The organism is Candidatus Accumulibacter aalborgensis (assembly GCF_900089955.1).
Classification (GTDB): Bacteria; Pseudomonadota; Gammaproteobacteria; order Burkholderiales; family Rhodocyclaceae; genus Accumulibacter; species Accumulibacter aalborgensis.
On record NZ_FLQX01000135.1, the window covers coordinates 1 to 21,882 of the forward strand.

At 59.7% G+C, this 21,882-nt stretch carries 25 protein-coding genes and 1 tRNA gene; 14 read left to right on the forward strand and 12 right to left on the reverse strand.

Going from position 1 to position 21,882, the window contains the following annotated elements; translation table 11 throughout:
- Positions 1–57: 57 nt before the first annotated feature.
- Together ACCAA_RS15855 and ACCAA_RS15860 are read right to left on the reverse strand one after the other, a co-directional pair.
- On the reverse strand, positions 58–453 hold the full coding sequence (locus tag ACCAA_RS15855; RefSeq protein WP_186408228.1) for a type II toxin-antitoxin system VapC family toxin: 396 nt from the start codon (positions 451–453) through the stop codon (positions 58–60).
- On the reverse strand, positions 450–695 hold the full coding sequence (locus ACCAA_RS15860; protein WP_186408229.1) for a FitA-like ribbon-helix-helix domain-containing protein: 246 nt from the start codon (positions 693–695) through the stop codon (positions 450–452). The genes ACCAA_RS15855 and ACCAA_RS15860 overlap by 4 nt, the downstream gene beginning before the upstream one ends.
- A 203-nt stretch (positions 696–898) precedes the next feature.
- On the opposite strand from ACCAA_RS15860, the gene ACCAA_RS15865 reads away from it, so the two are divergent.
- The 6 genes from ACCAA_RS15865 (at position 899) to ACCAA_RS15890 (ending at position 5,508) form a co-directional block, all read left to right on the forward strand.
- Positions 899–1,276: a type II toxin-antitoxin system RelE/ParE family toxin gene (locus ACCAA_RS15865; protein ID WP_186408230.1), complete on the forward strand. Its 378-nt coding sequence runs from the start codon at positions 899–901 to the stop codon at positions 1,274–1,276.
- Complete coding sequence (locus tag ACCAA_RS15870) at positions 1,260–1,595, forward strand: helix-turn-helix domain-containing protein (protein WP_186408231.1); 336 nt, start codon at positions 1,260–1,262, stop codon at positions 1,593–1,595. The genes ACCAA_RS15865 and ACCAA_RS15870 overlap by 17 nt, the downstream gene beginning before the upstream one ends.
- A gap of 781 nt (positions 1,596–2,376) precedes the next feature.
- Positions 2,377–3,399 (forward strand): DNA-methyltransferase, encoded by a 1,023-nt coding sequence (locus ACCAA_RS15875; protein ID WP_186408232.1) that lies wholly within the window; start codon positions 2,377–2,379, stop codon positions 3,397–3,399.
- Positions 3,392–4,549: a hypothetical protein gene (locus ACCAA_RS15880; RefSeq protein WP_186408233.1), complete on the forward strand. Its 1,158-nt coding sequence runs from the start codon at positions 3,392–3,394 to the stop codon at positions 4,547–4,549. The genes ACCAA_RS15875 and ACCAA_RS15880 overlap by 8 nt, the downstream gene beginning before the upstream one ends.
- A gap of 441 nt (positions 4,550–4,990) precedes the next feature.
- A complete protein-coding gene (locus ACCAA_RS15885; protein WP_186408234.1) occupies positions 4,991–5,218 on the forward strand; it encodes an addiction module protein in 228 nt (75 codons plus the stop codon).
- Positions 5,215–5,508, forward strand: coding sequence for a type II toxin-antitoxin system RelE/ParE family toxin (locus ACCAA_RS15890; RefSeq protein ID WP_186408235.1), 294 nt, complete (start codon positions 5,215–5,217; stop codon positions 5,506–5,508). Before ACCAA_RS15885 ends, ACCAA_RS15890 begins: the two co-directional genes overlap by 4 nt.
- A gap of 35 nt (positions 5,509–5,543) precedes the next feature.
- Here the strand turns inward: ACCAA_RS15890 and kefC are convergent, their stop codons facing one another.
- The 5 genes from kefC to ACCAA_RS15915 all read right to left on the reverse strand — a co-directional run bounded on the left by kefC (position 5,544) and on the right by ACCAA_RS15915 (position 9,741).
- Positions 5,544–7,340 carry a glutathione-regulated potassium-efflux system protein KefC gene (gene kefC, locus ACCAA_RS15895; protein WP_186408236.1) on the reverse strand — a complete coding sequence of 599 codons (1,797 nt, stop codon included), beginning with the start codon at positions 7,338–7,340 and terminating at the stop codon, positions 5,544–5,546.
- Positions 7,333–7,872 carry a glutathione-regulated potassium-efflux system oxidoreductase KefF gene (kefF, locus tag ACCAA_RS15900; RefSeq protein WP_186408237.1) on the reverse strand — a complete coding sequence of 180 codons (540 nt, stop codon included), beginning with the start codon at positions 7,870–7,872 and terminating at the stop codon, positions 7,333–7,335. Before kefF ends, kefC begins: the two co-directional genes overlap by 8 nt.
- 16 nt (positions 7,873–7,888) lie before the next feature.
- Positions 7,889–8,470: a hypothetical protein gene (locus ACCAA_RS15905; RefSeq protein ID WP_186408238.1), complete on the reverse strand. Its 582-nt coding sequence runs from the start codon at positions 8,468–8,470 to the stop codon at positions 7,889–7,891.
- A gap of 159 nt (positions 8,471–8,629) precedes the next feature.
- The gene (locus tag ACCAA_RS15910; protein WP_186408239.1) at positions 8,630–8,872 is read right to left on the reverse strand and encodes a hypothetical protein; all 243 of its coding nucleotides are present in this window, start codon (positions 8,870–8,872) and stop codon (positions 8,630–8,632) included.
- Entirely contained in the window at positions 8,869–9,741 is an 873-nt protein-coding gene (locus ACCAA_RS15915; RefSeq protein ID WP_245754609.1) for a phosphate/phosphite/phosphonate ABC transporter substrate-binding protein, read from the reverse strand. Before ACCAA_RS15915 ends, ACCAA_RS15910 begins: the two co-directional genes overlap by 4 nt.
- 595 nt (positions 9,742–10,336) lie before the next feature.
- Between ACCAA_RS15915 and clpB the strand changes: the two genes are divergently transcribed.
- From clpB to ACCAA_RS15930, 3 genes are all read left to right on the forward strand, one after another.
- Positions 10,337–12,916: an ATP-dependent chaperone ClpB gene (gene clpB / locus ACCAA_RS15920; protein WP_186408241.1), complete on the forward strand. Its 2,580-nt coding sequence runs from the start codon at positions 10,337–10,339 to the stop codon at positions 12,914–12,916.
- A gap of 108 nt (positions 12,917–13,024) precedes the next feature.
- Positions 13,025–13,258 (forward strand): DUF3567 family protein, encoded by a 234-nt coding sequence (locus ACCAA_RS15925; RefSeq protein WP_186408242.1) that lies wholly within the window; start codon positions 13,025–13,027, stop codon positions 13,256–13,258.
- A gap of 139 nt (positions 13,259–13,397) precedes the next feature.
- A tRNA-Met gene (locus ACCAA_RS15930) sits at positions 13,398–13,474 on the forward strand.
- Between the two features lie 360 nt (positions 13,475–13,834).
- Here ACCAA_RS15930 and ACCAA_RS15935 read toward each other — a convergent pair.
- From ACCAA_RS15935 to ACCAA_RS15945, 3 genes are read right to left on the reverse strand one after another with little or no spacing between them, the layout of a single operon-like run.
- Positions 13,835–14,158, reverse strand: a complete 324-nt coding sequence (locus ACCAA_RS15935) for a hypothetical protein (protein ID WP_186408243.1) — start codon at positions 14,156–14,158, stop codon at positions 13,835–13,837.
- A gap of 21 nt (positions 14,159–14,179) precedes the next feature.
- Entirely contained in the window at positions 14,180–15,526 is a 1,347-nt protein-coding gene (locus ACCAA_RS22185; protein WP_245754610.1) for an NUDIX hydrolase, read from the reverse strand.
- The gene (locus ACCAA_RS15945) at positions 15,523–16,380 is read right to left on the reverse strand and encodes an ADP-ribosylglycohydrolase family protein (protein WP_342674066.1); all 858 of its coding nucleotides are present in this window, start codon (positions 16,378–16,380) and stop codon (positions 15,523–15,525) included. The genes ACCAA_RS22185 and ACCAA_RS15945 overlap by 4 nt, the downstream gene beginning before the upstream one ends.
- A 629-nt stretch (positions 16,381–17,009) precedes the next feature.
- On the opposite strand from ACCAA_RS15945, the gene ACCAA_RS15950 reads away from it, so the two are divergent.
- Both ACCAA_RS15950 and ACCAA_RS15955 read left to right on the forward strand, forming a co-directional pair.
- Positions 17,010–17,684, forward strand: coding sequence for an N-acetylmuramoyl-L-alanine amidase (locus ACCAA_RS15950; RefSeq protein ID WP_245754611.1), 675 nt, complete (start codon positions 17,010–17,012; stop codon positions 17,682–17,684).
- Between the two features lie 268 nt (positions 17,685–17,952).
- Positions 17,953–18,399, forward strand: a complete 447-nt coding sequence (locus ACCAA_RS15955) for an SRPBCC family protein (protein ID WP_186408245.1) — start codon at positions 17,953–17,955, stop codon at positions 18,397–18,399.
- Positions 18,400–18,629: 230 nt separating this feature from the next.
- Here ACCAA_RS15955 and ald read toward each other — a convergent pair whose 3' ends face one another.
- The gene (gene ald, locus ACCAA_RS15960; protein ID WP_186408246.1) at positions 18,630–19,748 is read right to left on the reverse strand and encodes an alanine dehydrogenase; all 1,119 of its coding nucleotides are present in this window, start codon (positions 19,746–19,748) and stop codon (positions 18,630–18,632) included.
- A 257-nt stretch (positions 19,749–20,005) separates the two neighbouring features.
- On the opposite strand from ald, the gene ACCAA_RS15965 reads away from it, so the two are divergent.
- Positions 20,006–20,656, forward strand: coding sequence for a sigma-70 family RNA polymerase sigma factor (locus ACCAA_RS15965; protein WP_186408247.1), 651 nt, complete (start codon positions 20,006–20,008; stop codon positions 20,654–20,656).
- The gene (locus ACCAA_RS15970; RefSeq protein ID WP_186408248.1) at positions 20,653–20,850 is read left to right on the forward strand and encodes an anti-sigma factor family protein; all 198 of its coding nucleotides are present in this window, start codon (positions 20,653–20,655) and stop codon (positions 20,848–20,850) included. Before ACCAA_RS15965 ends, ACCAA_RS15970 begins: the two co-directional genes overlap by 4 nt.
- Before the next feature lie 227 nt (positions 20,851–21,077).
- Here the strand turns inward: ACCAA_RS15970 and ACCAA_RS15975 are convergent, their stop codons facing one another.
- Positions 21,078–21,605: an LOTUS domain-containing protein gene (locus ACCAA_RS15975; RefSeq protein ID WP_186408249.1), complete on the reverse strand. Its 528-nt coding sequence runs from the start codon at positions 21,603–21,605 to the stop codon at positions 21,078–21,080.
- Positions 21,606–21,698: 93 nt separating this feature from the next.
- On the opposite strand from ACCAA_RS15975, the gene ACCAA_RS15980 reads away from it, so the two are divergent.
- Entirely contained in the window at positions 21,699–21,842 is a 144-nt protein-coding gene (locus ACCAA_RS15980) for a hypothetical protein (protein WP_186408250.1), read from the forward strand.
- The last annotated feature ends 40 nt before the right edge of the window (positions 21,843–21,882 follow it).

A 21,882-nucleotide genomic window follows, 5' to 3' on the forward strand; every position in this document is an offset into this window, starting at 1 on the left:
CCGGGCTCGTCCAACAAACGGATCAGATCGTGGCTTCGCACGATCTATCCTTATTCGTTAGACCGCATTCAAAGCCACAGCGCGGTCTGGAAACGCTTTCAGAAGCTTCTTGTCCATGGTCACCAGTCTAGTGCCCAGCTTTAGCGCCAGCGCAATGAATTCGCAGTCGTACGCAGAGCAATCGCTGTCGCGGACCAATTCGAGGACGCTTCTGGAATCAAGCTCGTGCTCACAGCCGGCAAGCAAGCCTTCTGCTTCCACTTGCAGCGCAGCAGCCTGCTCGAAACTCAGGTTGTTGCCTCGCATGTACCCCGCCAGAATGTTGCGAAACTCGCTGCGCCACAACACAGGGACTGCCCACTCCGGGTCACTTTCAAGCAGGGCCTCGGCGGCAAGCGTGTAGTCACCAGGCAAGTACAAGTAGGCCACCACGTTTGAGTCCACAACAATCATGCTCGCCCTTCACGCTTCATGGCGTCAATCTCACCAGCCGGGAACTTCGTAGGTTCCAGCGCAGCCCGCAACTCGCGAGCGCGAGCCAAGCGCTCGGCTGGCGTAACCCCGGTTGGCGCCAACACGGCTTCGAGGCACACAATCGCCTCGCTGTTCATACTCCGCCTGTGCAGCGCCGCAGAAGCCTTCAACCGCTCGTACACGGAGTCAGGAATGTTCTTCAACGTCAGGGTCGTGGGCATCGGTCATCGCCCCCAAAAGGCAACCATTATGGTTCCCGCACCCGTGATCGTCAACCTACTCTGACGCTGCCCCTTGGATTGTCACGGCTTGCGCAGGCGGAGCTCTGGCGGCTGCTCTGGCGCAGCTCGAATGCAAGGGTCGCTGCCGAAAATGTTCGCTTCGGCTCTCTTGCAGAACATACCTAACTCGGTATACTTTGCCCATGAACATCCCTCCTCGAACCGAGCGTCCGTTGCACTGGGTCGGCTCGGCCAAGCGCAATCTGCTGGATTTCCCCGAGGAGGTGGTTGATGAGTTCGGTTACGCGCTAGGGGTGGTGCAAATGGGTGGCCAACCCCCAACAGCGAAGCACTGGAAGGGTGAAGGGACCGGCGTCTTCGAATTGGTGGAGGATTTTCTTGGGGACACCTATCGGGTCGCATATACGGTGCGATTCGCCAAGGCGGTCTATGTTCTTCACTGCTTCCAGAAGAAATCGCCATCCGGCATCCGCACCGCCAAGGCCGACATCGACCGCATCCGTGAACGATTGAAGACGGCGCGCAACGACTACGAGGTACGATATGGCAAGGAAAACTGAAACGGTAGAAGGCGGTACGGGCGACGTGTTCCGGGACTTGGGATTTGCAGACGCGGGAGAACGGAAACTTCGTGTTCAGCTCGCCATGCGCCTCAACGACCTTATCAAGGATCGGAAGCTGACACAGACTATGGTGGCCGAAATCTTCGGCATCCCCCAGCCCCATGTTTCCGAGCTACACAACTTCAAGCTGAGTCGTTTTTCGTCGGAGCGCCTGCTACACTTCATTACTCTACTCGACAAGGACGTGGAAATCGTCATTCGTCCCAAGGCGGCAAATCACACGACAGGTCTGGTTTCCGTGCTGGTTGCTGCCTGAATGGCGAGAGGCAAATACCTTCCGTCTGCCCATGAGATAGGTGAAGGTGAATTGGAAGGCAAGATAGTCGGCAGCGTTCGGCCAAGGGAAGTAAGGGGTCCGACCGTCTGAGACGGCCTTGATCATCGTTTCGGCCACCTACCGCGGAGCGCCGCACCCCAGTCCGGAGTGGTCCATCCGCGGTACGCAATGCCGAGATCGCCGGCGAGGAGTGCCGCACTGGGGTGCGGCGCGTCCAGCGTAGTTCCACCCGAGGGCGCGCGTGCTCTCGCCATATCGCCGGAGCAGTGCCGCGAGCGTGGGCGCGGCCGGAATGATGATCAAGGCCGTCTGACCCCTTTTTTACTTTTTATGCTTTTTATGTTTTTTTTATGAAAACGTTCGCTTTGGCTCTCTTGCAGAATGGACCGAAGCCGATATACTTTGCCCATGAGCATCACTTCTCGAACCGATCGTCTGTCGCATTGGGTCGGCGCGGCCAAGCGCAATCTGTTGGATTTCCCCATGGCGCGTAAGAGGTTGTTGGAATGTTAGAACTGACCCCGCCAGCTGACTGAACTGACCCCGCCAGCTGACCCCGCCAGTGCTGCAACCGGGGGGAGAAACAAGAGAGACAGAACAAAGCACGCCAAGGGCAAAACCGGGGCAGCGCTGTCGAGATGCTGGTCAAACTGTAGTGCAGCTAAAATTCGGTGCAGTTTTGTCTTTGCTCAGGCGGCCACTTTAATTTGTCAACTTGCGCCATAGCATAAATACGGACAACAAATAAGGACTATAAGCAATGTACTTAAAGCAACCCGTCATAGACATTCCTGCCCAAAAACTCCGCGCGCCACGCAATAGGACTCTAACCATTGCAGCCGAGGAGACTCTAAGCCTCATTGCTAAAACGATTACCCTTGAAACCAATGTCAAACCTGAAGACATCCACGGAAGCGTGATTCATCAGGACATCTTCGAATGCATTAGGTATCTACCCGATGCATTCATTGATCTTCTAGTTATTGACCCACCCTACAACCTCAACAAAACATTTTCTGAAACGAAGTTCTCTAAAACAACCTCAGCTAATTACGAGCAGTGGCTTGACAGCTGGATGCAGAAGCTGATTCGATGCTTGAAGCCTAACGCATCGATATACGTTTGCTGTGATTGGCAATCATCTAGCTCGGTTCAGTCTGTATTGCATCGTCATTTTATTGTACGTAACCGCATAACATGGGAACGCGAGAAAGGGAGGGGGGCTACTACTAACTGGAAGAACTGCTCTGAGGACATTTGGTTTTGTACAATGTCCAGAGACTATTTTTTTGATGTTGAAGCCGTCAAGGTTAAGAAGAGAGTTATAGCTCCCTACCGAGACAAATCTGGAGCCCCAAAAGACTGGGAAGAAACAGACGCAGGAAACTTCCGTCTGACTCATCCATCTAATCTTTGGACAGATATATCAATTCCATTCTGGTCTATGCCGGAGAATACAGACCACCCAACGCAAAAACCTGAGAAGCTTATCGCAAAACTCATACTGGCCAGCTCTAAAAAAGGAGCCTTCGTCTTTGATCCGTTCCTAGGCTCGGGTACCACGTGCGTTACAGCAAAGAAGCTAGGACGGAAATTTTGTGGGGTCGAAGTAGAATCAGAATACTGCCAAATGGCTATTAAACGGCTCGCCCAAGCTGACCACGACACGACCATTCAAGGCTATCATGATGGCTATTTCTGGGAAAGAAATTCGCTTAGCGAACAGAAATCTACCAAGCTGCGAATTGCCCCTACAAGCATGCTAGGCCTTTTCGATGAGTGAGTTTCTAAAGGCACTGATCGTTTCTATCTCGACCCATCATGGCATCAACGACAAGAGCAAGCTAACACACTTAATTGCGGATAAGTTTTCGCTGACACAAGACCGCGCAGTCTATTACTGTGCAGATTTTGCTATCAGGTTTAGTTCATCCAAGAATGAGAGCTTCAGCAATACTGTTCTTTCCCTTTCAAATCTCCAAAAAGTCGATGATAGGCCATTTATAGCATGCCTTGTCACTCCACAGAAAAACTACCTGCATCTGGCTAATTCAACTTTTCTAAAAAAAATAAGTCACAGTTCACAAGAGTTACGCGAGAACAACATACGAGGGAGCATAAATGGCTCAGACATAATGAGAGAGTTTGAAGGAATCAGGAATTTTCCTGATAATTTCGAGCGATTGTTTAATATCCATCATGGATTAGGTTTTGAAGGCAATCTTGTTCGCTTGGTTGAGGCAACTAATGATATTAGTCCGACAGGTAGGAAATATCTCGTTACCGAGGCTGCGCGACTAACGATTATGGACGCCCCTGAGCGATCGGTAAAGTTTGTCGCCTCACCAGACGCAGCCGAACTAAAGCGGGAGCTTGATGAGAAGGTCCGCTGCTTTAGAAACGAAATCCTTCTTGCGGCACTTATTGAAAATGTAAATGTGCGAGGAAGAATTATAGAATATCTAATCGCCGGCGAGGATGAGCGTTTACAACAGGAACTAATTGCAGCATTAAGGGATGGGAGGAATAGCTTGCCGCAGTTCAAAACGGAAAACAGCCTTGGCGACTACACGCGAATCTTTGATGAATATCATACGGAGACAGATGTTAAGACCAAGATAATGATATTGAACTCAAACCCAAAGGCTTATAACCTAGACAAGATGCTAGAATTTCTGGCGACAGAAAATTCCATTTTCATGTTTTATTTCGTTGGTGTTGACCCTGATAAAATTGCCAATACGGTACTTGTCTCAATGTTTCAGACCAAGCTCCTCAGATCTACCATCCTACTGAAACATTGGGCTGGCAGAAATTCTAGGGGCGTGTCGCAGTTTGAGGGGAAGACTATCGGACGCCTTATAGCAAATCCTGAGTCCGATATAGAGAAGCAAGCCGCCAGAGAATTCCTCGATAAGGTTGTAAACATCTAAATGTCAGACGCTGTTACCACAAAATATTGCATCAAGTGTAGACAAACAAAAGCAGCACACGACTTTCACAAGCTAACTAAGAGCAAAGATGGCCTACAGGGCTACTGCAAGGAATGCAACACTGCAGCGGCTATGGGTTATTTTGATAAGGAAAAAACAGCCCGAAGGCTGGCGCGGCAGAAGAAACGCGCCGACAATGACTAACAATCGAATGGCTGATAAGCGCTCTGGGATAAGTTCTTTGATATTCCGAGGCGGCCTTTCCTCATGGATTAACTGTTGGAATGCCGGAAGACTTTTCACAACCGCTCATGAGTATTCCTGAAGGGGAAAAAGGCATGCCTAAGGCATCGCGTAGCGCCATGAGGGTCTGACGGCTTTTGTTCTTTTTTTCGCTTTTTTCGATGTCGTTTCATAGCTCCGCACACTCAGGAGAAGCCAATGTCACCCACCTTGGAAACGCTGCAAGCTGAGGTGCTGCGTCTATCACTGGCCGACAGGGCGCGGCTCCTTGATAGGCTTATTGCCAGTCTGGACGTCGACTGCGAAGCCGAAGCCGCCTGGGATGCTCTTGCTGACGAGCGCGAACAGGAACTTGAGACGGGCGCGGTACAGCCGGTGCCCCTCGATGTGGCCATCGCCAGGCTGGAGGCACGATTCCCCGGATGAAAGTCACGCTGCACCCTGGCGCTGAGCAAGACATCCGGGAGGCTGCCGCCTTCTACGAGCGCGAAGGCTCAGCCGTTTTGGCGGCACGATTCGTGGCCGAGTTCAAGCGGCTGTCGAGCCTTCTCGTCGAGCACCCGGAGATCGGATCGCCAAGAACCAGAGATCGGCGAGGCTTCGCCATGAGCATCTTTCCGTACACCGTGATCTATCGCGCTGGTGCGGACGAGATCCGGGTTCTGGTCGTCAAACATGACAGCAAACGCCCGGGCTATGGCCGCACACGGGTTTAGCCAGCCAAGGTCCATAGCGACGCCTGACCCGACGCTCAGTGCCAGCCACCCGCACCGGTTTGCTCGCGCGCCTCGCGATCGCGCAGCAGGTTCTCTTTGAGTTCTTCGTGGCCGCTCTTGGCGATGGCCACGGTTTTCGCCTCGTCGCGAAAATGCGGCAACAGCGCGTTGAGCGTCACCAGGTTATGCCGCCGGAAAGCATCGGCGATCTGACGCGCTTCATACGGTTCAACACCGAGTAGAGTCAGTGCCGTACGGGCGGTCTTCAGCGACGACTCGAAGGTCTCGCGCTCGATCGCCGTCACGCCGCGATCGGCCAGTTCGAGCCAGTGGCGCACATTGCGCGCCCGCGCCACGATGGCCAGGCCCGGAAAGCTCTCCCTGGCCAGATCGACCAGCGCCAGACTTTCAGCGACGTCGTCGATCGCCACCACCAGCAGCTTCGCCTTGGCAGCACCCGCCGCGGTCAGCAGATCGAGCCGCGTCGCGTCGCCATAAAACACCTGATAGCCGAACCTGCGCAGCGTGTCGATCTGGTCGGGATCGTGATCGAGCACGGTGATGTGGATGCCTTGCGCCAGCAGCATGCGGCCGACGATCTGACCGTAACGCCCCATGCCAGCGATGATCACCGTTGCCGTGTCGTCGTCGATCGCATCCGCTTCGCGCTGGCTGCCCGCGCGCTGCGCCGTCAGGCGATCGAAGGCGATCAGGAGCAGCGGCGTGGCGGCCATCGACAGCGCCACGGCAGCCGTCAACAGGCCTTCCCAATCGCGCGGCAAGACCTGCGCCTCGCGCGCGACACCGAAGACCACGAAAGCAAATTCGCCGGCTTGCGCGAGCAGCGCGGCGAACAGCCAGCGCTCGGAGCGGGGAACGTCCAGGCGCGGGGCGATCAGCGCCAGCATCGTCCCCTTGACCGCGAGCAGACCCACCACCAGTACCGTGAGCAGGCCGGGATGTGCGATCACCTGGCCAAAGTCGATCGACATGCCGACGGCAATGAAGAACAGTCCGAGCAGCAAGCCCTTGAACGGCGCGATGTCGCTTTCCAGTGCGTGCCGGTATTCCGAGCTGGCCAGCAGCACGCCGGCGATGAAGGCGCCGAGCGCCATCGACAAACCCGCCGCGGCCATCAACTGCGCGATACCGATCACCAGCAGCAAGGCAAACGCGGTGAAGATCTCGCGCACGTCGGCCTTGGCGATCAACCGCATCAGTGGCCGCGTGAGAAAGCGGCCGATGATCACCACGCCGGCGATCGCGGCCAGCGCTTTCGCCGCCCCTAGCCAGCCGGCACCGCCTTCACCACCCGCTGTACCGAGAAAAGGGACCAGCGCGATGAGTGGAATCGCGGCGATGTCCTGAAACAGCAGCACGGCAAAACTGCTGCGGCCGACCGGAGCCGCCATCAGGTTGCGCTCGTTCATCGTCTGCACAGCGATCGCCGTCGATGAGAGCGCCAGTGCCAGTCCCGCAGCGAGCGCGGCCTGCCAGGGCAGACCCAAGGCGACCAGAGTAAGTGCCAGCGCTGACCCACAGGCGGCCATCTGCAGGCTACCGCCGCCAAACACCGCGCGGCGCATTTCGATCAGGCGTTTGAGTTCGAGTTCAAGCCCGATCAGAAACAACATCAGGACGACACCGAACTCGGCGAAGTGCAGCGTCGACTCCACTTCGCCGACCAGCTTCAGGCCCCAGGGGCCGATCAGCCAGCCGGCAATCAGGTAGCCGAGGACCGAACCGAGACCGCCGCGTTTGGCGATCGGCACGCAGACCACGGCCGCGCCGAGGTACACGAGTGCATCGCGCAACACCGCTGGCTCAGCCACGATGCTCCCCACCAGCAAACGGCAGCAAACGCTCACGATAGCGCGCGGCGTGCTGGCGCAGCGCAGCTTCTTCGATCAGATGGGCGCCATGCACGACCTGCGGCGGTAACCAGTGCATGCCGCAGTAGCGGGCGGTCATTTCCATCACCGGAACAAAGGCCTCGAAGCCATATCCCTGGCTTCCCTCCGGCGCGTAATCTGCCGACGGCGCGCCGGTAGTGGTGACCCACAGACACGACTTGCCGACCAGCGCGGTGCCCCCTTCGCCGTAGGCCCAGCCCTCGGCGAGCACGGTGTCGAACCAGAGCTTCTGCAACGCCGGTGCCGAATACCACATGATCGGATGCTGCCAGACGATCAGTTCCGACTCGACCAACAGCTTGCGTTCAGCGGCGATATCGATCCCGAAATCAGGATACGTGTCGTAAAGCGAGCGCACGGTCAGCGACGGCAGCTCGCGTACTGCATCGAGCAGCACACGATTGGCGCGCGATCGCGCTGGATGCGGATGGGCGTAAAACAGAGCGATCACGGATCACCGGCTCGTGCTAGCGACCATCGTTGCCAGCCGCAGCCTTGCGTGCTTCGAGCTCGAGGTGGCAAGGCGCCAACAGCAGATGCGCCAGATGTTCCGGATCGTTCGAACGCAGGTGTTCGGCAAATTCCGCCAGCCGAGGATCGTCGGCATCGGCGAGGGCGCCGATCAGCGCCCTCGCCGCTTCGCGCGGGTTTGGCCCGCCGGCCTGATAGCCTGGCCAATCCTTGTAGTGTGACAATAGTTGTTCACGATGGTCCTGATAGAGCGAGCAATTGCGGGTGAAATCGAGCTCGGCCTGCCTGGCCTCGATCTCCGCGTCGATCTGGGCATCGGACTTCTGGTAATGAGTCTTCTCGGCTTCACGCCAATGTGGCTTGTCGCCGTGCGTTTCGCGCAAGGTCGCGAAGGTGTTCTTGAGCGCGACCTGTGAATGGGTACCGGCATCCCGGAAAACATGAACGAGGTCTTTGCCATGGCCCTCTGTGCCGACATAGCGCATTCCCGCCGTGACCTGGCGTGGATTGAAACCGAACTGGCGTGCACACGCCGCGCGGAGGGTGTCGAAGAGTTCATTGATTTTCGCAGGGCTCACGGGTCAATCCTTTCGTTCAGGCATGGGCGCCACGATGGCAAGGAGAGATTGCATAACGATGGCAGCGATGATCTGCGCGAATTTGAGGATCGCGTGGGTCACGTGTGTGACTATGCTACAACACAACACGAGATCCTTTGCTTCGATCGGCACGATTGTTCATGAAAACGCCTCCCGTCCAGCCTCCCACCGCTGGGCGACGGAAGCCGGGCAGGTGCTTCGATTCCGACCCGCATCCGGCCGATAGAGATCGACGAGTTTCTGGTCGTCGATGCTGGCCAGCAGCAGACCGAACACCACGGTGTGTATGGAGCGCGCGACATCGAGGATCGCCTTTGGCGCCCACGACAGCGGCCGCGGCACCGCCAGGTTGCGGCCCGTCGGGGCACGGACCGGCCTCATTTCGCCTGCAGGATTCCTGTCGCCAGACCGGCGTCGCGAATCGGCTTGTAGAAGCTGTTGTCGCGGCTGACAAAGCCGCTGTAGTGCGGCGGGAGCAGCTTGGGCTCGGTTTTCAGGGCCTCACCGACCTCGCTGAGCGCTGCCTGCAGGCGAGTGACAAAGGCTTTATCGGCGGCCAGTGCTTTGCTGACCGCGACCGCGTCGTTCGGCAATGGCGCCGACTGCCAGATGATCTTCGATTGCTCGGCCTTGATCAGACCCTGCTCGATCATCGCATTGCGGTTGCGGTTGTAGTCAGCGCCAGCGTCGAGAACACCCTGGGTGACCTGTGTTTCGATCGCCTGATGTTTGGTATACAGCACCTTGCTGAAGTAGCGCTCCGGGTCGATTCCCTGGGTCATGAAATAGTGCAGCGGGATCAGGTAGCCGGAGGTGGAGCCCTTGTCGCCGAAGGCGAAGGTCTTGCCCTTGAGGTCGGCTGGCTGGTTGATGCCGGAGTTCGGGTGGGTCACCATGATGGCGAAATACTCGGGCTTGCCGTCGTACAGAATTGTGGACACTACCTGCGCTCCGGCCTGGTGATTGGCCAGCACATAGCCCCACGGCCCGATCAGCGCAATGTCGGTCTCGCCGTTGGCCAGCGACTTGGCCAGGCCTTCCCAGCTATCGACGGTGCGTAGTTCGACCGGTCGATTGAGCCTCACCGAAAGATAAGTCGCCAGCGGGCGGTAGGTGGCATCGTTCTTTTCCTTGTCCGGCTGGAAGAGCCCGACGCCGAATTTCAAGGGTGGCTCTGCGGCAAAGGCAGTGCCGTCGAGAACGGCCGTTGCAATGAAGATGCAGAGACAAAGACCGATAAGGCGTTTCACGACGGGCTCCGGTAGCGAGTTCAAATGCAAAAAGAGATTCTGCTTGACGGCTGAGTTGAGCAAAATACAGGAGCGAGCGGCCCGCTCAATCTGGAGCATGTGATCGGTGGCTGCCGACCTCGCTCCAGATCGAACAGTAGCAGATTGGCTCTCTTGGTGTTGAGTCGAAGAATCTGCCAAAACCTTTCACACTTCAGGTGTCGGCGCAGAGCTTGCAGTTCGGCATGTGGGGTGTGACGGCCTGAGCAAACCTCTCACTGGAAGCGGCAGTCGCCTGGGCAAGTCAGCATGGCCGCAAGTCCCGCAGGGGCCAGGAAGCTCGCTGACTCCAGAAACCGATCCGCTTCCAGCGGCAAAGACCGATGGTTTCTTGCGCAGGTCGGTACTGCAGCGGCGGTCTGGGCACTCTGGCGCGGGCAAGGACTCGCCGCATCAGTGGACTTCGCGTGCACGACGTCTGTCCCGTAATGAGGGTGAGGGGAGATTCGTCGCTCGCGCGACTTTCATACCAAGGGGCGCCAATTAAAAGTCGTTGAATTACCGCCACCCGTCCCCATCTGCAATACATCGACACAATTCTTCGGAGGATCGCGGCATGCGTTTGGACAAACTGACCACCAAGTTCCAGCAGGCTCTGGCCGATGCACAGAGCCTTGCCGTGGGACACGACAACCAGATGATCGAGCCGCAGCACCTGCTGCTGGCCCTTCTGCAGCAAGAGGATGGCTCGACAAGTTCCCTGCTCGCGCGCGCGGGAGTCAATGTACCGCCGCTCAAGGCGGCGCTGGTTCAGGCCATTGGCCGTTTGCCGAAAGTCGAGGGGCACGGCGGCGAGGTGCAGGTCGGTCGCGACCTGACCAATCTGCTCAACCTTACCGACAAGGAGGCGCAGAAACACGGAGACCAGTTCATCGCCTCGGAAATGTTTCTGCTCGCGCTGTGCGCCGACAAGGGCGAAGGAGGTCGCCTGGCCAGGCAGCACGGACTGGTCCGGCAATCGCTGGAGCAGGCCGTCGCTTCGGTCCGTGGCGGCCAGGCCGTCGATAGCCAGGAAGCCGAGGGCCAGCGCCAGTCCTTGAGCAAGTACTGTATCGACCTGACCGAGCGCGCCAGCCTGGGCAAGCTCGATCCGGTCATCGGCCGCGACGACGAGATTCGCCGGACGATCCAGATTCTGCAGCGGCGGACCAAGAACAATCCGGTGCTTATCGGCGAGCCCGGCGTCGGCAAGACCGCCATCGTCGAAGGACTCGCACAGCGCATCGTCAATGGCGAGGTACCCGAAACGCTCAAGGGCAAGAAAGTGCTGAGTCTCGACATGGCCGCCCTGCTCGCCGGGGCCAAGTATCGTGGCGAATTCGAAGAGCGCCTGAAGCAGGTGCTCAAGGAGATTGCGCAGGAAGAGGGACGCATCATTCTGTTCATCGACGAGATGCACACCATGGTCGGCGCCGGCAAGGCCGAGGGCGCCATCGACGCCGGCAACATGCTCAAGCCGGCGCTGGCGCGTGGCGACCTGCACTGCGTGGGTGCGACGACGCTCGACGAGTACCGCAAGTACATCGAGAAGGACGCCGCACTCGAACGTCGCTTCCAGAAAGTGCTGGTAGACGAGCCGACGGTCGAATCGACGATCGCCATCCTGCGCGGCCTGCGTGAGAGATACGAGTTGCACCATGGCGTCCCGATTACCGATCCGGCGATCGTCGCGGCCGCTGAACTGTCGCAGCGCTACATTACCGACCGCTTCCTGCCGGACAAGGCGATCGACCTGATCGACGAAGCGGCGGCACGGATCAAGATGGAGAGCGACTCGAAGCCCGAAGTGATGGACAAGCTCGACCGGCGCATGATCCAGCTCAAGATCGAGCGTGAGGCGGTGCGCAAGGAACGCGACGAAGCGTCGAAGAAGCGGATGCATCTGATCGAGGAGGAACTCGTCAAGCTTGGTCGCGAGTACAACGACCTCGATGAAATCTGGAAGGCCGAAAAGGCGCAGCTCCAGGGCAGCGCGCACATCAAGGAAGAGATCGACCGGCTGAAGGTCGAGCTTGCCGGCCTGCAGCGGGAGAGCAAGTGGGCGCAAGCCGCTGAAATCCAGCATGGCAAGCTGCCGCAGCTTGAGGAGCAACTGACGGCTGCCGAGAAGTCGGGCGATGGCAGCCGGCAAAACAGACTTCTGCGCACCGAAGTGGGTACCGAAGAGATCGCCGAAGTCGTTTCGCGGGCAACCGGCATTCCGGTGGCGAAGATGATGCAGGGCGAGCGTGAGAAGCTGCTGCTGATGGAAGACCGCCTGCACCAGCGTGTCGTCGGGCAGGACGAGGCCGTCCGTCTGGTGGCCAACGCCATCCGCCGCTCGCGCGCCGGCCTCTCCGATCCCAACCGGCCTTACGGCTCGTTCCTCTTTCTCGGCCCGACCGGTGTCGGCAAGACCGAACTGTGCAAGGCGCTGGCCGGCTTCCTCTTCGATTCGGAGGAGCACCTGATTCGCATCGACATGAGCGAATTCATGGAGAAGCACTCGGTGTCACGCCTGATCGGCGCGCCACCGGGTTACGTCGGCTACGAGGAGGGGGGCTACCTGACAGAAGCAGTCCGGCGCAAACCCTACTCGGTGATCCTGCTCGACGAAGTCGAGAAGGCACACCAGGACGTATTCAACGTTCTGCTGCAGGTCCTCGACGACGGCAGGATGACCGACGGGCACGGACGCACCGTGGATTTCAAGAATACGGTCATCGTCATGACGTCGAACCTGGGTAGCCAGATGATCCAGCAAATGGCCGGTGACGATTACCAAGTGATCAAGTTGGCGGTAATGGGTGAAGTGAAGACCTATTTCCGCCCCGAGTTCATCAACCGGATTGACGAGGTGGTTGTATTCCACGCGCTCGACGAGCAGCATATCAAGTCGATCGCCAGGATTCAGCTCGCTTACCTCGAAAAGCGCCTGGCGCAGCTCGAAATGAAGCTGGAAGTGGCCGACAGCGCCTTGTCGGAGGTTTCGTCGGCCGGCTTTGACCCTGTTTATGGCGCGCGCCCACTGAAGCGTGCGATTCAATCACAACTCGAGGACCCCCTGGCCAGGGCCATTCTCGAAGGGCGTTTTGCCGCCGGCGATACGATCCACGTGGCCTGCGACGGCGGCATCATGCGCTTCGACAAGGTTTAGGCGGCGGATTTATGGCACGAACTTTGCTCTACATTGTCGAAGGCTGGTATCGGTAATGAACCGGAACGCCTTCAAGCATCGTGACCGTCCCCCTGGAAAGGAGTGCGCATGAACATCGTCTACAACAGTCAGCACTACGCGATCGTCGCTTACCCGGTACAACAGGGTTTTGAGCTGGTGGACAAGGCTGCCAGCCGCAGCTTGTATGTCCAGGGATCGGTCGCGCGGGACTTGCGCGAGGCTATCGACGCGATTCCCGACAGTGAACGCGACGAAGAGTCGATCGACGCCCTCCTCGACACATACTGCGCCGGTGCAGCACGCCCGATCGTCCTGCACTGATTTGGGGCTGGTTCGCTCCCAATCAGTGCTGATCTTCAGCCTGCATCCTGCCGGATCCACTGGCCACGCCCAGCTTCCGCAGTTTGCGGCGCTCACGCTTGACCAGGAACTGGCGAGGGACCTATAATCGCGGCCCCAAGGTGATGTAGCTCAGTTGGTTAGAGCGATGGATTCATAACCCATAGGTCGGTGGTTCAATTCCACCCATCACCACCAAAGAAACAAAGGATTAGCCCGGCTCACAAGGTCGGGCTTTTGCTTTCTGGCGATCTGGCAAGCAAATGGTAAGCAGATTTCATCAATCCGAATCCCGGCGCGGTCGGCCGGATTGGATAGCGGGAATTTCCGCTTTTGCCAACCCGGCTTCGCGCGCTGGCGGGGGCGAACTCTCCGAGTTTGGAGAGTTTCCAATTTCATCGCCGGCCTCCCCGCGCTGGCGGCCGGCGTGAGCGTCAGTTCAACTGACACCCACTCTGGACGGGCGGGCGGAGGTCTATTTACAGTTGGAATGCGACACTGGCGCAACCCCGAGTCGTCCGGGGCAGCCCTCACCGGTTCCCTCTTCTGGGCGGCAATTCACTTGCGGCGCGGGTTCTCCTGAAACCTGTTCATGTCTCGCCACACCTCAAAGTAGGCGTTGTGCCGATCGTCGTCGGTCACCTGGTTCTTGAAGTTCCCGTAGGCGATGCTCCGCACGGATTCGGCGATCGCGTCCACGACCTGACTACGCAGAATGCGCGCTCTGTATCGGTAATCGGTCCCGGCGCCTTCGATGACTTGAGCCTCCGGGAAAATCCGTTCGATGTCGCCGCTTCTCCTGGCTCGAACCAGAAGCGTGCAGCCGGTTTCATCGCCCTTGTCGACGATCGAGAGAAAGGCATCCGGCAGAAAAATCCACATGAGCGTGTCCTCGGTTCTTGTTTACTTCAACAGCGCCTTGAGCAGTGGCGCATCTTTGCTATTGGTCAGGAAGCTGGCCAGTGCCGCTCGGGGCACCAGCGACACCGCTTGCGACTCCCATCCCATGTCGGCCGGGTTACCGCCGACGCGCCGGGCCAGATAGTAGCGGGTCGTCGTCATTGTGCGCTGCGAATCCGCCAGGAACCCGGTGATCTGCACCTGGAGCCCTGATTCCTCGAGGGCTTCCCTGATCGCCACCGCCTGCAGCGGCAAGCCGGCTGCATCGACCCTGCCCTTGGGGAAGGTCGCGCTGTAGCCACCGAAGCCGTTGCTGGGATGAACGATCCACACGCGGCCATCCGCTTCCTCGACGACGACACCTGCGGCAGCGTGCTTACCCGATCCGACGTGAAAGGTCGGTTCAACGAGGTCCGCCATCTGGCCCTGTACGCTCTTCCATTCGAGGTCGGTGGTCGGCGCATTCGCCCAGGAGAGGAAAGGCAGGCCGTTGATCTCCGTGGGCATTGGTCCGTCCGGGATGACCATAGCCGTCTTGCCGGGATCATACCAGGCGGAAAGCTTCGTCGGGGTACTGGGGTGCCCTAGTTTCACGGGCTTTCCATGTTCGTCCAGGCGCGGATGCAGGGACGGCCCTGGTTCCGGTTCGGGCTCATCCGCCCGCCACTCGTCTGCATCGGCGGCCCGCTCCTCGACCTCGCCCTCGTCAGTCTCGACTTCGGCCGCCGCACGCTCCCAGACGTAATCCTTGAGCGTCCGTCCCGGCATGTAGACCGTGTTGGTGCCCAGCAGCACGGCGGCGACAAAGGCTTCCAACACTTGCAGACGTTCGAGCAACACCTCCATGTCGCAGTGTGCGTCCTTGACCGCTTTGGAGATGAGGCTGCCGATCTGCAGCGAGACACCAGCCAGACCTTCGGAGACGATGCAGGAGAGATTTTCACCATCGTAGTAATCCGGATCGAGGTCGAAGTAGCGAATGACTGCCTTGCCGAGTTCCGCGAGTAGTGAGCCCCTGGCTTCCTCCAGTGAGCCGTTGAAGTATGCCGGGTCCATGTTGATCTCGGCATGCGTGGCGCGCCAGCCATCGGCCCTCGGTTCGAAATGGATGCGGAACATGTAGAACCCGGTCCAGCTTCGGTAAATGTGCAATCCACTGTCCGCGAAATAGGCGAACCATTTCTCCTCCATCGCAACGGGGACATATCCGAGGCGAATGTTCGCCATCTGCGCTTCCGTGAACGGGATATACAGCGGCATGAGGACCGGCATCTCGGTCATCGGCTTGAGATCCCGCCAATCGTTGCGGGTTGCGGCGATCGGCCGCTCGGGTGGAGCGGGCGTGGTCATGTGGCTGCCGTTGCCACGGCCGGCAGCAGTTTCTCGGCCATCGTGCCGATCATTTCGCCCATGGCCAGCTTCTTAAGCCACTCCTGTGGAATTCCGGCCTCGCCGTAGAAGGCACCGGCGATCTGGCCGGTGATCGCTGCCGTGGTGTCGGCGTCGTCGCCGAAATTGGTCGCCATCAGCACGGCTTCGCGGTAGTTGCCGGTCTGCTGGAAGCACCACAGGCTCGCTTCGAGGCTCTCTACCACGTAGCCGCTGCCCTTGACCTGCGCTCGCGTCTTGGCCCGATAGCCGCCGGCAGCGATCGCCGCGAGCTTCGGGGGTAACTCACCCGCGTGGTCGGGCACGGCGAGAACCGCCTCCTTGTCGGCGCCGTGCGTGGTGCGCGACTGCTCGCCGCAATACTGCACGGCCAACTTCATGTCGTCGAGGTAGCGGATCGGCACTGGTGCCAGGCGCATGATGCAGCCGTTCCCGGCGCTGTGCGGGTCGGTCGAGCCGCACAGCGGATTACCGTAGCGCCGGAACTGCCGCAGAGCCTGGCTGACGGTGCCGCCGATGTCGAAGCAGCGGCCGTTGCTGCTCATGTAGCCGTTCTGCGCCCAGTCCTGGTAACGGAGCATCTGGTCCTGGGGATCGAACCCCCTGGCCAACAGACTGGCGCCGAGGCACAAGGCCATCGACGCGTCGTCCGTAAACTCTCCGGGATTGAGCCGGAATGGCCCGCCGCCGACCATGTCGGTAACTTCCGGGAAGCTGCCGCGGCGGCGGAATTCGACGGCGGTGCCCACGGCATCGCCAGTCGCCAGTCGCCAGTCCCAGCAGCGCACCGCGTGCGCGATCGATTCGGTCCGCATTCATCTTTGCTCCCCGTGTATTGGTCGGCCCGTTATGCCGGGACTGTAGCTCAGCAGGTGAGCCCCAAAAGGTCAGACGCTCACGATTCTTGAGTTTTCCGCTTGCGTTTCCACAATTCTTCGCCGCGGGTTGGGTGATCGCGCAGACCGAAGGCCTCTTCGGCGCCCAGGCCAAACGGGTCGCCCTGCGTCGTTGACGAGTGGCTGGCGTCACCTTCGCGCCTTGCTCGTGTTGATCGCCGACGGCAGCAAAGTCGTCCGCGCGACGCCGGACACCTGATGGCAGTGACGTAGCCATTGCCACAATCACAGCCCGTTTCACCACCCGACGGCCCGAGGCACACGCCTTTGGCGGTCTTCTTGCTTGGGAGATTCACCATGCCCATGCCGGAACCCGGATCATTGTACGTTAGAATATCGGCATGACGCGCTGTGCACTCATCGCCCGGATCGCTTCCTGGCCTCCTGATCGGCCCGTTGCCAGACAACAGGCAAATCACCTTCGCGACTGCGTCCGCCGGCGTTCGAGGTCATTTTCTCGCCTTCTGCGCGCCACGCGTCTCGCTGTCGCCTGCGCTTTCCTGGCCGGCTGCGGCGGACTTCCGATAGGTCCAGAGGAACGGGCCATTGTGGTTCCGTCGCCAAACCACAATGCCCGTCGGCCAAATTTCGTCATCCTGCACGACACCAGCAACAGCACCGTCGACCGTGCCCTCAGGACGCTCACCGACCCGGCGCGCGAAGTCAGTGCGCATTACCTGATCGGACGCGACGGCACCTTGTACCAGCTCGTCGACGAAAGCCGGCGCGCCTGGCACGCTGGCGCTTCGTACTGGGGAGGTGACACCGATCTCAACTCGGCGTCGATCGGCATCGAGCTCGACAACACCGGCGCCGAACCTTACTCGGAAGCGCAGATCCTCTCTCTCCTCGATCTGTTGAAAGGCTTGCAGGAACGTTACCGGATTCCGGCGAGCAATTTCCTCGGGCACGGCGACGTGGCCCTGCGGCGAAAAGTCGATCCGAGTCGGCACTTCCCCTGGGAACGCCTGGCCAGACAGGGGTTCGGCCTGTGGTGCGACGAACAAGCGCTAACGCTGACGCCAAACCCGGATCCTGCCGATCCTCTGCTTGCCCTGCAGGCCATCGGTTACGACGTTGCCAATCCTGCCGCCGTCCTGGCGGCGTTTCGGCGGCATTTTCTCGGCATCGAGCGCATCGCTAAGGACGGTGAAACGAGCGCGGCGGAGCGCCGGTTGATGCAGTGCCTGGCGATCGCGAAGCGCAGGAAACCCGCGTCATGAAGCGGCCGCAGGTCGAAACCATCGTGCTTCAACGCTCCCCGTGATCGGCTTGCCGAAGACGACCACAAGCCCATGAGCGTCAGCCGCTGGTAGGCCGTTTCCCGGCGCTGGCGCTTGACGAGGCGTCGGCCACGCTGGAGTTGAACCGGGAACTGTTGGCGCGTCAGTTTCAGGTGATGATACGATGACGACGCGCATCGCGGCGAAAGCTGCCACACGTTCCCGCCGCAAACTTCCCCTCAAAGTACCATTGAAAGGAGAAATGACCATGCCCACAGGTACTGTTCGACTGCATCGTGTGCTCCGAGCCACCCCGGAGCGTGTCTATCGGGCATTCCTGGATGCCGACGCACTGGCAAAGTGGATACCTCCGCACGGCTTCACGTGCAAGGTGCACCACATGGACGCCACGGTCGGCGGAACTTTCAGGATGTCGTTCACCAACTTCAACACAGGAAACGGTCACTCTTTCGGTGGCGAGTATCTCGAACTTGTTCCCGACGAGCGAATCCGCTACACGGACAAATTCGATGATCCGAACCTGGCCGGGGAAATACAGGTGACGGTCGCCTTGATGAAAGTGTCGTGCGGCACCGAGATCAACATCGTGCAGGAAGGGCTGCCCGAAGTCATTCCCGTCGAGATGTGCTATCTCGGTTGGCAGGAGTCTCTTGCCCAACTCGCGACACTCGTCGAACCCGAGATTCCGGGCTAGCAGGATGGCGCTGAAGCGCCTAGGTTGGGGTGAGCTGGCGAACCCCATCACGGTGCCATTCCTCACCCCAGACGCGATAGTCGCAGTCGTCAACAGCGCAAATCATGCCTCGGCATGAAAGCGCTTCGCAGGTACGAATTCATGGACCCCGCGCTTGTGCGCCTCCTTGAAGCGAAGGTCCTCAGCAAGCGGTGTCGGGTTGCGCTGCGCCAACCCGATCAAGACTGTCGTCAGCCGGCAACCAGCGAAAGCGCATCGTGATAGGGGTAGTCGAGGTCTTCGGCGACTTCACGGCAGGTGACCTTGCCGAAGGCGACGTTCAAGCCGTTGCGCAGGTGTTCGTCGTCCTTGAGCGCCTGTCGCCAGCCCTTGTCGGCGATCTGCAGGGCAAAGGGCAGCGTCGCATTGTTGAGCGCGTAGGTCGAGGTGCGCGGTACGCCACCCGGCATGTTGGCGACGCAGTAGTGCACGACGTTGCCGACCATGTACGTCGGGTCGGCATGGGTCGTCGCTTTGGCCGTCTCGCAGCAGCCGCCCTGGTCGATGGCCACATCGACGATCACCGAACCCGGCTTCATGACCTCGACCATCGCTCGGGTGATCAGCTTCGGCGCCGCAGCGCCCGGAATCAGCACGCCACCGATGACCAGATCGGCACGCAGTACGTGGTGCTCGACATTGTCCCGATTCGAGAAAACGGTCATCACGCGCGCGCCGAGCAAACGATCCATGCGCCGCAGGACGTCGATGTTTCGGTCGATGACGACCACCTGGGCACCCGTGCCGACGGCGACCTGGGCGGCGTTCGAGCCGACGACTCCGCCGCCGAGAATGACGATCTTCGCCGACGGAACGCCGGCGACGCCGCCAAGCAGAATGCCCATGCCGCCGTGCGCTTTCTCGAGACAGTAGGCGCCGGCCTGAATCGACAGTCGACCGGCGACCTCCGACATCGGCGCCAGCAGGGGCAAGCCGCCGCCAGGCTGGGTGACGGTCTCGTAGGCGATGCACACCGCACCGCCAGCGACCAGGTCGGCACACTGCTCGGGGTCGGGTGCGAGATGCAGGTAGGTGTACAGAATCTGGCCCTCGCGCAGCATCGCTCGCTCGCCAGCCTGCGGCTCCTTGACCTTGACGATCATTGCCGCGGTGGCAAAGATCTCCTCGGCGGTTGGCGCAATCGTCGCGCCGGCCTTCTGATAGACCTCGTCGGTGGCGCCAATGTCTCTACCGGCGCCGGTTTCCACCGTCACCTGATGACCGTGGGCAACCATTTCCCGAACCGAAGACGGGGTCAGGCCAACGCGGTATTCGTGGTTCTTGATTTCCCTGGGTACGCCGATGTGCATCTCTGTCTCCTGGCCAATGGTTTTTGGGGCTGCTCATCTTATGCCATTTCGCGATCTGTGGCGGCTTTTTTGGCAGCCGCAAAACGGGCTGCAGACCATGGCCAGCGGCGCGCGCGGCCTGCCACCCGGCAAGACTGTTGCGAGTCATCGCTTGGCGTTAAACTGCGGTCTTTCTTGCGCAGTCCGGACCGTTTGGAGATCACCGCCGTGCCGACCCCCCTCCTCCCGTGGCAATCGTTCGCTGACGGCGCCGCCGCATGATGGCGAATGATACCGGCAGCGTCGATGACCAGCCACCCGCAGCCGGCAGGCGCGGTAAACTGCCCCCGGCCGCTGCGGCCATCGCCGCCGAACTGGCCGGTTTTCGGCGCGACATGCTGCGCTTCGCGGTGCTGCAATTGCGTGATCAGGCCAGCGCCGAAGATGCGGTGCAGGAAGCGATGCTCTCCGCGCTGGAGGGGGCCGACCGCTTCGCCGAGCGGGCAAAGCTCAAAACCTGGGTGTTTTCGATCCTCAGAAACAAGATCGTGGACATCATCCGGCGACGGGTGCGCGAACCGAGTTACCAGGACCCCGAAGAAGAGATCGACGACGCCGATTTCGACCCGCTGTTCAAGAGCAACGGCCATTGGCAACGCGACGCCCGACCTGCCGACTGGGGAGACCCGGTCAAGAGTTTCGAGAACCAGCGCTTCTGGGCCGTCTTCGATACCTGCCTGAACCGGCTGCCGACGGGAACAGCGCGCGTCTTCATGATGCGCGAGATGCTCGGCCTGGATACCGACGAAATCTGCGAGGAGCTGTCGATGAGCAGCAACAACTGCTGGGTCGTGCTGCACCGGGCACGCATGGGGCTGCGTATCTGCCTCGATCAGAAATGGTTCGCTGCCGGAGCCAAGACAGAATGATGCCCTGCAGGGAAGCCGTCAGACTGATGTCCGACGAGATGGACCGCGAACTCGCCGGCGGCGAGCGTTTTGGCCTGCGTCTGCACACGCTGCTGTGCACTGGCTGTCACCACTATCGGCAGCAGATGTCCTTCCTGCGCAAGGCGTGCCGGCAGGAGGAGAAGGCTGCCGACGACGCGCCGGACAAGGCCTGATGCCCGCGCACATCGTCGCCGCACACCAGGCGGCCACCGAAAGATGTCGTTGCGAAAGGTTTGATCCGAAACAATCGCCGCCTATCCCCTGACCACGTCAGCGGCGGTTCCGTCCAACCGCCGTTGTTTGCCGCGATAAGCCATCGCCCAGACCGAGCGCTTTTTGGGGCAGAGACAAGCGGCACACGTTTTTGTCGACAGCTGATCGGCTTCATAAAATCTGGCCGTCAGTGCATTCCCGTGTTCTTGTAGAGTGTCCTGAAACGCCCATCCGACAGGATCTCATCAAAAACATCGAAGGTCTTGCAACCGACGAATAGCTTCTTGAGCGTCTTCAAGCCGTACCGTTCCTTGAGGCTCGTGACTTCTTCTGGCATCTCCTTCGCAGCTAGGTCACCGGCCTGCGCGAGATACGTCCATCCGTCTTTGCGGTGATACCGGGTAGCCACATCACGCAACAGCTTGACAAGCGGACTAGCCTGAAGCCACATCAGCTCAAGTTGCTTCTCGCACTCCGGGCTGCCCATGAACTTAGAAAGCAACCGCCTGCTCTCGTCCATGTGCGTCACGGTGCTCTTCAGATGCTCATGCATCGGCAGTACCTTTTCGCGCTGGGCGTCGAGGTAGGCCACGGTTTCAGTCATCTTGTCGGAGGAATCTGGCTCGCAGCGCGGCAGAAAATGATGGACCAGCTCATTGACGAGTCGGGTGAAGTCACCGACCCGAAGGCGCCCCCGGGCCTTGGTCGCCGCCACACATTTTGCGCAACGGGGTTGCATTTGGCTCGCTCGCGAGGCAAGATTCGCGCTCCGCGCCAAGCCTGAACAAACCAAGCACCCGCCTCCCTGATGCCTTCCTCCACACGCCCTACCCTGTCGGCCAGCATCGCGAAGCGCAATTCGGTTCTCTGCGCCAGCGCCGCGGCACGGCTGATCTGGGCAGTCGGCGCGCTGGTGTTGCTGTGGACCGCCGTCCTCTGGGCGCTCGATTGAACGCTGCAGCGCAAGTCACACCGTTGTCGCCTCCACGACG

What these genes read in the sequence shown, in the direction of transcription:
- ACCAA_RS15855 (WP_186408228.1), bottom strand. Translation starts at nt 453, where the DNA reads ATGATTGTTGTGGACTCAAACGTGGTGGCCTACTTGTACTTGCCTGGT.
- ACCAA_RS15860 (WP_186408229.1), bottom strand. Translation starts at nt 695, where the DNA reads ATGCCCACGACCCTGACGTTGAAGAACATTCCTGACTCCGTGTACGAG.
- ACCAA_RS15865 (WP_186408230.1), top strand. Translation starts at nt 899, where the DNA reads ATGAACATCCCTCCTCGAACCGAGCGTCCGTTGCACTGGGTCGGCTCG.
- ACCAA_RS15870 (WP_186408231.1), top strand. Translation starts at nt 1,260, where the DNA reads ATGGCAAGGAAAACTGAAACGGTAGAAGGCGGTACGGGCGACGTGTTC.
- ACCAA_RS15875 (WP_186408232.1), top strand. Translation starts at nt 2,377, where the DNA reads ATGTACTTAAAGCAACCCGTCATAGACATTCCTGCCCAAAAACTCCGC.
- ACCAA_RS15880 (WP_186408233.1), top strand. Translation starts at nt 3,392, where the DNA reads ATGAGTGAGTTTCTAAAGGCACTGATCGTTTCTATCTCGACCCATCAT.
- ACCAA_RS15885 (WP_186408234.1), top strand. Translation starts at nt 4,991, where the DNA reads ATGTCACCCACCTTGGAAACGCTGCAAGCTGAGGTGCTGCGTCTATCA.
- ACCAA_RS15890 (WP_186408235.1), top strand. Translation starts at nt 5,215, where the DNA reads ATGAAAGTCACGCTGCACCCTGGCGCTGAGCAAGACATCCGGGAGGCT.
- ACCAA_RS15910 (WP_186408239.1), bottom strand. Translation starts at nt 8,872, where the DNA reads ATGAGGCCGGTCCGTGCCCCGACGGGCCGCAACCTGGCGGTGCCGCGG.
- clpB (WP_186408241.1), top strand. Translation starts at nt 10,337, where the DNA reads ATGCGTTTGGACAAACTGACCACCAAGTTCCAGCAGGCTCTGGCCGAT.
- ACCAA_RS15925 (WP_186408242.1), top strand. Translation starts at nt 13,025, where the DNA reads ATGAACATCGTCTACAACAGTCAGCACTACGCGATCGTCGCTTACCCG.
- ACCAA_RS15935 (WP_186408243.1), bottom strand. Translation starts at nt 14,158, where the DNA reads ATGTGGATTTTTCTGCCGGATGCCTTTCTCTCGATCGTCGACAAGGGC.
- ACCAA_RS22185 (WP_245754610.1), bottom strand. Translation starts at nt 15,526, where the DNA reads ATGACCACGCCCGCTCCACCCGAGCGGCCGATCGCCGCAACCCGCAAC.
- ACCAA_RS15945 (WP_342674066.1), bottom strand. Translation starts at nt 16,380, where the DNA reads ATGCGGACCGAATCGATCGCGCACGCGGTGCGCTGCTGGGACTGGCGA.
- ACCAA_RS15955 (WP_186408245.1), top strand. Translation starts at nt 17,953, where the DNA reads ATGCCCACAGGTACTGTTCGACTGCATCGTGTGCTCCGAGCCACCCCG.
- ald (WP_186408246.1), bottom strand. Translation starts at nt 19,748, where the DNA reads ATGCACATCGGCGTACCCAGGGAAATCAAGAACCACGAATACCGCGTT.
- ACCAA_RS15965 (WP_186408247.1), top strand. Translation starts at nt 20,006, where the DNA reads ATGATGGCGAATGATACCGGCAGCGTCGATGACCAGCCACCCGCAGCC.
- ACCAA_RS15970 (WP_186408248.1), top strand. Translation starts at nt 20,653, where the DNA reads ATGATGCCCTGCAGGGAAGCCGTCAGACTGATGTCCGACGAGATGGAC.
- ACCAA_RS15980 (WP_186408250.1), top strand. Translation starts at nt 21,699, where the DNA reads ATGCCTTCCTCCACACGCCCTACCCTGTCGGCCAGCATCGCGAAGCGC.